We start from the raw sequence: 8,297 nt of genomic DNA, 5'->3' as shown, positions 1-8,297 counted from the left end.
AGCGAAGCCGAAAGCGAGCTTGCTTTTGCTTTTGAGCGCAGCTCTCAGCGGTGGGTGCCCCGTCACGAGTCGCGCCACAGCCCTCGCTGCAACGAGGTAGGGGTGTCAACCCGGCGAAAAGCGTGCCGGGTTGACACCCCTCCTCAGGTGCAGCAGAGCATCCGGCACGACTCGTGACGGGGAGCCACCGGAACCTTCGTTTCAGACCGGACTGCTCGGCTTCGCCTTCGCGGGGGTGTGCTCGGCTTCGCCATCGCTGGCTCGCCTTCGGCTTCGCCCTGTCGGCTCGCCTTCGGCTTCGCGGGACTGTCAGACCCCGTCTGTACGTTGGGTTGCGGGGGAGCTGAAAATCGAGGGGACCCCTGCGGCAGCGTGCTCTGCTGCGGGGTGTGGTGCCGTTGGGGTGTGAGAGGCGTCTCAGGCCTCAGCCCTCGTCGATCACGTCCGGGTCCAGGCCGAGGTAGTTCGCCACCTGTTCCACCAGGACGTCGTGCACCAGGTCCGCCAGGTCCGCGCCGTCCTTCGCGCGGGCCTCCAGGGGGCGGCGGTAGAGAACGATTCGGGAACGGTGGTCGTCGCCTGCCGGGAGGAGGCGGGCCAGGGGGACGTTGCCGTCCTCCACCACGCCGTCCTCGCCTTCCACCTGCACGTCCGGGACGTCGTCCACGGCCACGTCCAGCTGGGTCAGCTCGGTGCGCCAGCGGGCCTCGATGGGTTCCAGGGCCTCGATGACCAGGGCGTCGAAGCGTTCTGCCCTCGAGCGGGCCGCGGGGAGGGTGGCCGGGTAGAGCGGACCGCGCAGCCCTCGGCCGTGTCGGTCGCGGTTGCGTCGACGCGGCGAGTCCTGCCGCCGTGAACCCCGTGCCATCACCACAACAGAGCAGCCTAGTTGCTGCCCCCGACGACTAAACACAGCGTGCCTCACACACAGCCTCGCGTGGACGCGCTATCGTCCCCGATCGTGCGGAGCGTGAGACGGTGCTCGCGAACCGGGTGTGCTAACCCGGCTGTCGCCACGCTCACCTACGCCTATGCGGACTCCACCGCAGTCGTCGGACCGCTTGCCACGTACTCCGAACCGCACAGCTACGACCTGTGCGAGGAGCACGCCTTGCGGCTCACGGCGCCGCGTGGCTGGGAGGTCGTGAGGCACCAGGGTGAGTTCGCGGTGCCAGAGCCGAGTGTTGATGATCTGACGGCGTTGGCCGAGGCGGTGAGGGAGGCTGGGCGTGCCGATGTGAGCCCCAAGCTGCCCGACGTGCCCGCCGGGACCCAGCGGCGCGGTCACCTGCGCGTGTTGCCCGATCCGCACGAGGACTGACTGACCACACGCACCTCTGATCCGCTCGCCGGTAGGCTGCCTGGGCAGTGGCCGTCAAGAGCGAGTTTCGGGAGTGTGCGGCGTGCGTGACCTGTCCGGCATCGTCAAGGCGTACGACATCCGTGGGGTGGTCGGCGAGCAGCTGGACGCCGGCGTAGTGCGCGACTTCGGCGCGGCTTTCGCGCGGCTGGTCGGTGGACCGGCGATCGTGATCGGCCACGACATGCGCGACTCGTCGCCCGAGCTCTCCAGGGCCTTCGCCGCTGGTGCTCAGGCGCAGGGCGTCAACGTGATCAGCATCGGCCTGGCCAGCACGGACATGCTGTACTTCGCGTCCGGCAAGCTCGACCTGCCGGGTGCCATGTTCACCGCGAGCCACAACCCGGCGCAGTACAACGGCATCAAGATGTGCCGCGCGGGCGCCTCGCCGGTCGGGCAGGACACCGGTCTCGCGCAGATCCGCCAGGACGCCGAGAACCAGGTCCCCGACGCCGAGGGCGTCGAGGAGGGCACGTTCGAGGAGCGGAACATGCTCGTCGACTACGCGGCCTACCTCAACGAGCTGGTCGACCTGAAGAGCATCCGCCCGCTCAAGATCGTGGTGGACGCGGGCAACGGCATGGGTGGCTACACCGTGCCGCAGGTCTTCGAGGGTCTGCCCATCGAGGTGGTCCCGATGTACTTCGAGCTCGACGGCAGCTTCCCGAACCACGAGGCGAACCCGCTCGACCCGAAGAACATCGTCGACCTCCAGGCCCGTACCAAGGCCGAGGGCGCGGACGCCGGTGTCGCGTTCGACGGCGACGCCGACCGCTGCTTCGTCGTCGACGAGAACGGCGACCCGGTCAGCCCGTCCGCGATCACCGCGCTGGTGGCCGTGCGCGAGCTCGCGAAGGACCCCGGCGGCACGATCATCCACAACCTGATCACGTCGCACGCGGTGCCGGAGATCGTGCAGGAGCACGGCGGCAAGCCCGTGCGCACGCGCGTCGGCCACTCGTTCATCAAGGAGGAGATGGCCCGCACCGGCGCCATCTTCGGCGGCGAGCACTCCGCGCACTACTACTTCCGCGACTTCTGGCGTGCCGACACCGGCATGCTGGCCGCGCTGCACGTGCTGGCCGCGCTCGGTGAGCAGGACGGCCCGCTGTCGGCCCTGACCTCGGTCTACAACCGCTACGCCGCCTCCGGTGAGATCAACTCCACCGTGCAGGACCAGGCGGGGCGGATCGCCGCGATCAAGGACGCCTACGGCAGCAAGGACGGCGTCACGATCGACGAGCTGGACGGTCTCACCGTGCAGCTGGCGGACGGGTCGTGGTTCAACCTGCGGGCCTCGAACACCGAGCCGCTGCTGCGCCTGAACGTCGAAGCCGCCACCCCCGAGGCCGTCGCCGCGCTCAGCGACGAGGTCCTCGCGATCGTGCGGGCCTGAGGAGAGAACAGAAGTGGTCGTCAAGCTCGAAGAGCAGTTGCTGGAGATCCTCGCCTGCCCGTGTCCGGAGCACGCGCCGCTGCGGGCCGGGACGCCCGCCGACGCGGAGGCCGACTTCCTCACGTGCACGGCGTGCGGCCGTTCGTTCCCGGTGCGCGACGGCATCCCGGTGCTGCTGCTGGACGAGGCGGTCGAGCCGCCCTCGGCTGGGTGACCACGGTGCTCGACGACACGCTGCTCGACGACTCGAGCCGCCTCGCCGACACCGACACCGGTGGCTGGTTGCGCGCTGCCGCGCGGGCGGGGGCCCAGGTCCGCGCCACGGCGGAGGCCGCGGCCGAGGCGGGCGTGGAACGGATCTTCACCGACCGCCCCCGCGCGGTCGTGCTGGTCACCCGGCCCGGCCACGCGGTGGCGGTCGCCGGGGTGGTCGTGGCGCTGCTCGGTCCCGGCTGCTCGGTGCCGGTCGTGGTGTCCGACGAGGTGCCGCCGTGGGTGGGCGCGCTCGACGTGGTGCTCGCCCACACCGAGGACCCCGGTGACCGGGTGCTCGCCGAGTCGATCGACCGCGCGGTGCGCAGGGGCGCCAGGACGTTGCTGACGGCGCCGGACTCCGGTCCGATCGCCGCGGCCGCCGCCGGGCGCGCGGTGCTGCTGCCGCCGCGCATCGACGTGCCGCCCGGCTTCAGCTTCCACCGCGCGCTCGCCGCGTGGATCACGGTGCTGAACGCGCTCGGCCTGCTCAAGGCCGACGTGGGGCTGATCGCGGACGAGCTCGACCGCGAGGCCGAGCGCGACCACCCGGTGCACGAGTCGTTCGTGAACCCGGCGAAGTCGCTGGCGCTGCGCGTCGCCGACCGCACGCCGCTGCTGTGGGGCCTCGACGAGGTCGCCACGTCGGTCGGCGTGCACGGCGCGAACGCGCTGGCGGCGTTCGCCGGGATCTCCTCGGACGTCGCCGGGTACCCGCAGGCGCTGACCCGCCCGGTCCTGCACCGCCGCGCGGTGACCGGGACCTCCGGTGCCGACCTCTTCGCCGACCCGGACGACGAGCCGGGCAGCGGACTCGTGCGCGTGCTGCTGCTGGCCGTGCGCCAGGGCCCCGCGGCGGAGGCGCTGCGCCGCGCCGCCGAGGACACCCTGCCGGGAGCAGACGTGCTGGAGCCGGCCGTCGAGGTGGCGGGAGGCGACGCGGTCAGCGCCGCGCTGCTCGCGCTGCGCTTCGAACTGGCCGCGCTGTACCTCGGGCTCGCCGCCGGATCGCTCGGCGGCAACCCGTACTGATTGGGGAGCTGACTCAGAAGTGGACCTGCTGCACAACGCGGTGAGGCCGTACGCGTGGGGATCACGCACGGCCATCGCAGAGCTGCTCGGGAAGGAGGTGCCCGCACCCCATCCCGAGGCAGAGCTGTGGATGGGCGCCCACCCCGGCGACCCGTCCCGCGTGACCGGCGCGGACGGCGCCCACCGCTCGCTGGTCGACCTGCTGGCCGCGGACCCCGCGGGTCAGCTCGGCCCGAACCTCGCGCGGCGGTGGGGCAGCAGGCTCCCGTTCCTGCTCAAGGTGCTCGCCGCCGAGGAGGCGCTGAGCCTGCAGGCGCACCCGTCGGCCTCCCAGGCCGCCGAGGGCTACGCGGCCGAGGAGAAGCGCGCGGTGCCGCTCGATGCCGCCGTGCGCAACTACAAGGACCCGGCCGCCAAGCCGGAACTGATCTGCGCGCTCACCGAGTTCCACGCCCTCGCGGGCTTCCGGGCACCCGGCCGCACGGTCTCGTTCCTGCGCACGCTGGACGCCCCCGCGCTGTCGCCGTACACCGAGATGCTGGTCGCCCAGCCCGACTCGTCCGGCCTGCGCGCGCTGTTCACGATGCTGATCACGCTGCCGCAGACATCGCTGTCGGTGCTGCTGCCGCAGGTCCTCGACGCGTGCGTGCTGCACGTGAAGGAGCACGGTGAGTTCGACCTGGAGTGCCGCACGATCCTGGAGCTGGGCGAGTCCTACCCCGGCGACGCGGGCGTGCTCGCGGCGCTGCTGCTCAACCGGATCGTGCTGCAGCCCGGCGAGGCGATCCACCTGCCCGCCGGCAACCTGCACGCCTACCTGCGCGGCACGGGCATCGAGATCCTCGCCAACTCGGACAACGTCCTGCGCTGCGGCCTCACCCCGAAGCACGTCGACGTGCCCGAGCTGCTGCGCGTGCTCGACTTCACCTGCGGTGACATGGAGGTGCTGCACGGCGAGGAGGTCCAGCCGGGCGTCCGCGTCTACCGCACGCCCGCGCCGGAGTTCGAGCTGTCGCGCCTCGACGTGGCCGCGGAGACGCGGATCGACCACGAAGGTCCGCAAATCATGATTTGCACGGACGGCGCCGCGGTACTCACCAACGCGCGCGGAGACGAGTTGCGGCTGGGTCGCGGGCAGGCCGTCTGGCTGCCCGCGTCGGACCCGGCGGTGCTCGTGCGACCGGATGGTGTTGAATCCGCTCAACTTTTCCGCGCGACGGCCGGGAGCGACTAGGGTTCCCGACCGGACAAACAGGACTTCGTCCTGGCCGGAACCGGGTGCAGCGAGGAGACAGGCGTGTCAGCAGGGGGCGGAACCAAGGCCATCATCGCAGCGCTACTGGCGAACGCCGGTATCGCGGTGGCCAAGTTCGTCGGATTCGTGATCACCGGCTCGTCGTCGATGCTCGCCGAGTCGGTGCACTCGCTCGCCGACACGTCGAACCAGGGCCTGTTGCTGCTCGGCCAGAAGACGGCCAAGCGCAAGGCGAACAGGCTGCACCCGTTCGGCTACGGCCGCGACCGGTACTTCTGGTCGTTCGTCGTGGCCCTGATGCTCTTCACCCTCGGCTCGGTCTTCGCGCTCTACGAGGGAATCCACAAGCTGCAGCACCCGGAGCCGCTCACCAGCCCGATCGTCGCCGTGGCGATCCTCCTGGTCGCGATCGGCCTCGAGACCTACAGCTTCATGACCGCGATCCGCGAGTCGAAGCTCATCAAGGGCGACGCCACCTGGTGGCAGTTCATCCGCAACTCCCGCACCCCGGAGCTGCCGGTCGTGCTGCTCGAGGACGCGGGCGCGCTGATCGGTCTGGTCCTCGCGCTGATCGGTGTCGGCCTCGCGACGCTGACCGGCGACCCGGTGTTCGACGCCCTGGGCACCATCGCCATCGGCCTGCTGCTCGGCGTCATCGCGATCATCCTGATCATCGAGATGAAGTCGCTGCTGATCGGTGAGGGCGCGTCGGACAAGGACCTCGACGTGATCTGCGACGAGCTGGCCGCCGGCAAGGTGCAGCGGGTCATCCACATCAAGACCCAGTACATCGGCCCGGAGGAGCTGCTGGTCGCGGCGAAGATCGCACTGGAGCCGCAGCTGCCGCTGGACGAGGTGGCGCAGGCGATCAACGACGCCGAGCAGCGGGTGCGGAACAAGGTGCCGCACGCCCGGCTGATCTACCTGGAGCCCGACCTGGACCGGTCCGCGGTGGCCAACGCCTGAGTCCCCGGCCTTCCCCGAAGCCGTCCCGGCCGTGCGCCGGGGCGGCTTCGTCGTTCCCGGGGGTCTTTCCCCGGGGCGTCGCACATCACGTTTCGAGACAAAACACCGGACAAGCTTGCCGGTCCGGTGCTTAACCCGTCTCACCTGCTGGATACCTCTAGGGTGGGCCGAATCGGTTTCCATCGAGGAGGAATGCACCGTGCCGGGGAACGGGTTGTGGCGCACCAAGACGATCGAGCAGTCCATCGCGGACACGGACGAGCCGGACACCAAGCTCCGCAAGGACCTGACGGCCTGGGACCTCACGGTCTTCGGTGTCGCCGTGGTCATCGGCGCCGGCATCTTCACCCTCACGGCCAGCACCGCGGGCAACATCGCCGGGCCGTCGGTCTCGCTGAGCTTCGTGCTCGCGGCGATCGCCTGCGCGCTGGCGGCGTTGTGCTACGCCGAGTTCGCGTCGACGGTGCCGGTCGCCGGTAGCGCCTACACGTTCTCCTACGCGACGTTCGGCGAGTTCGCCGCGTGGATCATCGGCTGGGACCTGGTGCTGGAGTTCGCCGTCGGGTCCGCGGCGGTGGCGAAGGGGTGGTCGGCCTACCTGCAGACCACGCTCGGGCTCTTCGGGCTCGACGTGAAGACCGAGGTCGGGGACGGGCTCAAGTTCGACTGGGGCGCGGTGCTGCTCGTCGCGGTGCTCACGGTGCTGCTGGTCGTCGGCACCAAGCTGAGCTCGCGGGTCAGCGCGGTCATCACGGCCATCAAGGTCGCGGTGGTGCTGCTCGTCATCGTGCTCGGCATCTCCTACGTCAAGGCCGAGAACTACAGCCCGTTCATCCCGCCCGCCGCGGAGGCCGGCCCCGCCGCGCACACCGGGATCGAGCAGTCGCTGTTCTCGTTGATCACCGGCTACTCGGGCAGCACCTACGGCGTGCTCGGCATGCTCGCGGCGGCCAGCATCGTGTTCTTCGCGTTCATCGGGTTCGACGTCGTGGCGACCACGGCGGAGGAGACCAAGAACCCGCAGAAGGCGGTGCCCAGGGGCATCCTCGGGTCGCTGGCGATCGTCACGGTGCTCTACGTCGCCGTCACGCTGGTGATCACCGGCATGGTGCCCTACCAGAAGCTCGCCACCCAGCCGGACGGCACGCGCGCGACGCTCGCGAGCGCGTTCCGGGACAACGGGGTCGACTGGGCCGCGACGGTGATCTCGGTCGGCGCGCTCGCCGGTCTGACGACCGTCGTCATGGTGCTGATGCTCGGCCAGAGCCGGGTGCTGTTCGCGATGTCGCGCGACGGGCTGCTGCCGCGCGGTCTCGCGAAGACCGGCAGCCACGGCACCCCCACGCGCATCACGATCATCATCGGCGTGCTGGTCTCGATCGCCGCGGGCTTCTTCCCGGCGGGCAAGCTCGAGGAGATGGTGAACGTCGGCACGCTGTTCGCGTTCATCCTCGTCTCGGCGGGTGTGATCGTGCTGCGCAAGACGCGTCCCGACCTGTCGCGCGGCTTCCGCGTGCCGCTCGTGCCGCTGGTGCCGATCCTCGCGATCCTCGCCTGCCTGTGGCTGATGCTGAACCTGACCGCGCTCACCTGGGTCCGGTTCCTCATCTGGATGGCGCTCGGCGTGGTCGTCTACTTCGCCTACAGCAGGAGGAACTCGGTGCTCGCGAAGAGGGGCACGAGCGAGGTCGAGTCCGAACCGGTGGTCAAGCGCGGCGAAGAGCCGGGCATCTGACCCGTCACCAACTAACCTGCCGACCATGGGAAACGCGCCGTGGCTCTCCGAGGAGGAGGGGAACGCCTGGCACCACTTCGTCCAGGCGTACCACCTCCTCGAGAGACAGATCGAACAGCAGTTGCAGCGCGACGCGGGTCTCTCGCACGCGCAGTACAACGTGCTGGTCGTGCTGTCCGAACAGCCCGGCAACCGCATGCGGATGACCGAGCTCGCCCGGCGCGTGGTGGTCTCGAAGAGCTCGCTGACCTACCAGATCGGCAAGATGGAGAAGGCGGGACTCGTGCGGCGCGAGCCGCAC

9 protein-coding genes are annotated in these 8,297 nt (G+C 70.2%); 8 read left to right on the top strand and 1 reads right to left on the bottom strand.

Annotated elements, in window-relative coordinates; genetic code table 11:
- Positions 1-424: 424 nt before the first annotated feature.
- Positions 425-868 carry a metallopeptidase family protein gene (locus tag ACFWGZ_RS37010; RefSeq protein WP_382419909.1) on the bottom strand — a complete coding sequence of 148 codons (444 nt, stop codon included), beginning with the start codon at positions 866-868 and terminating at the stop codon, positions 425-427.
- A gap of 93 nt (positions 869-961) precedes the next feature.
- On the opposite strand from ACFWGZ_RS37010, the gene ACFWGZ_RS37005 reads away from it, so the two are divergent.
- The 8 genes from ACFWGZ_RS37005 to ACFWGZ_RS36970 all read left to right on the top strand — a co-directional run.
- A complete protein-coding gene (locus ACFWGZ_RS37005) occupies positions 962-1,321 on the top strand; it encodes a DUF3499 domain-containing protein (RefSeq protein WP_382456249.1) in 360 nt (119 codons plus the stop codon).
- 82 nt (positions 1,322-1,403) lie between these two features.
- Positions 1,404-2,756, top strand: coding sequence for a phosphomannomutase/phosphoglucomutase (locus tag ACFWGZ_RS37000; RefSeq protein WP_382456248.1), 1,353 nt, complete (start codon positions 1,404-1,406; stop codon positions 2,754-2,756).
- Positions 2,757-2,769: 13 nt separating this feature from the next.
- Positions 2,770-2,970 carry a Trm112 family protein gene (locus tag ACFWGZ_RS36995; RefSeq protein WP_382456247.1) on the top strand — a complete coding sequence of 67 codons (201 nt, stop codon included), beginning with the start codon at positions 2,770-2,772 and terminating at the stop codon, positions 2,968-2,970.
- A 5-nt stretch (positions 2,971-2,975) separates the two neighbouring features.
- The gene (locus tag ACFWGZ_RS36990) at positions 2,976-4,040 is read left to right on the top strand and encodes a hypothetical protein (protein ID WP_382456250.1); all 1,065 of its coding nucleotides are present in this window, start codon (positions 2,976-2,978) and stop codon (positions 4,038-4,040) included.
- A 19-nt stretch (positions 4,041-4,059) separates the two neighbouring features.
- Positions 4,060-5,274, top strand: coding sequence for a mannose-6-phosphate isomerase, class I (gene manA / locus ACFWGZ_RS36985; protein ID WP_382456246.1), 1,215 nt, complete (start codon positions 4,060-4,062; stop codon positions 5,272-5,274).
- A gap of 63 nt (positions 5,275-5,337) precedes the next feature.
- A complete protein-coding gene (locus tag ACFWGZ_RS36980; protein ID WP_382456245.1) occupies positions 5,338-6,261 on the top strand; it encodes a cation diffusion facilitator family transporter in 924 nt (307 codons plus the stop codon).
- Positions 6,262-6,460: 199 nt separating this feature from the next.
- Positions 6,461-7,996: an amino acid permease gene (locus ACFWGZ_RS36975; protein WP_382456244.1), complete on the top strand. Its 1,536-nt coding sequence runs from the start codon at positions 6,461-6,463 to the stop codon at positions 7,994-7,996.
- Positions 7,997-8,021: 25 nt separating this feature from the next.
- A partial coding sequence (locus tag ACFWGZ_RS36970) for a MarR family winged helix-turn-helix transcriptional regulator (protein ID WP_382456243.1) occupies positions 8,022-8,297 on the top strand: 276 nt, incomplete at its 3' end.

Origin of the sequence: Lentzea sp. NPDC060358 (assembly GCF_042725365.1) — a bacterium.
Taxonomy (GTDB): Bacteria; Actinomycetota; Actinomycetes; order Mycobacteriales; family Pseudonocardiaceae; genus Lentzea.
Note: the sequence above shows the minus strand (reverse complement) of the source record. Positions and strands in the feature narration are given on the sequence as shown.